Source organism: Aphanothece microscopica RSMan92 (assembly GCF_046613545.2).
Taxonomy (GTDB): Bacteria; Cyanobacteriota; Cyanobacteriia; order PCC-6307; family Cyanobiaceae; genus NIES-981.
Map to the genome: position 1 here is coordinate 1 of NZ_JBKKKY020000393.1, position 538 is coordinate 538.

1 protein-coding gene is annotated in these 538 nt (G+C 54.5%); it reads left to right on the plus strand.

Annotated features, from left to right (window positions below; translation table 11 throughout):
• Positions 1–234, plus strand: a 234-nt coding sequence (locus ACLD7X_RS18185) for a hypothetical protein (protein WP_411425092.1), incomplete at its 5' end; no start/stop codon positions are given.
• Positions 235–538 lie beyond the last annotated feature (304 nt).

Below are 538 nucleotides of genomic sequence, written 5' to 3' on the forward strand. Positions count from 1 at the left end.
GCCAATATTGCGTGCCACCTTGACGTTGATTCCCGCCGTAGACTTCTCCCCAAATCGAATGGCGGACCCAAAGTCATCAACACGCTGCCGATCCACTGGCGTAGCAGCCTGAGCGCGTATGCGGCCCCAAACGGAACCGCCTCCATGCGTCAAAGCAATTATGCCTTCGTCGCCAAGGGCATAACCAAGGCCATAGCTGGCGGTTGGGCTGATGCTCCAAAGGCCAAATCGTGAGGATTGTGGCGTCTCCCCTATTTGCGTCGGACTATCTGGGATGGAAATCGTCTGGAACTCAAAAGCATTGCGACGCAGTGATTTTAACGATGTACCTGCAACAGTCCGAATCGACTCCGATCCGATCGATACATACCATCCTGGCGTACCATCGGGCGTCTGTAATAGCCCATCACGATGAGGAATTCCAATCGCATAGCCTCCACTGATCGTGGGCGATTCGACGTTTCTTTGAAAGGAGACTGTCAGAGGCCCGGCAAACGTACTATCTACTTGCCCAGAGGGCGATACCGAGTCCTGCTGG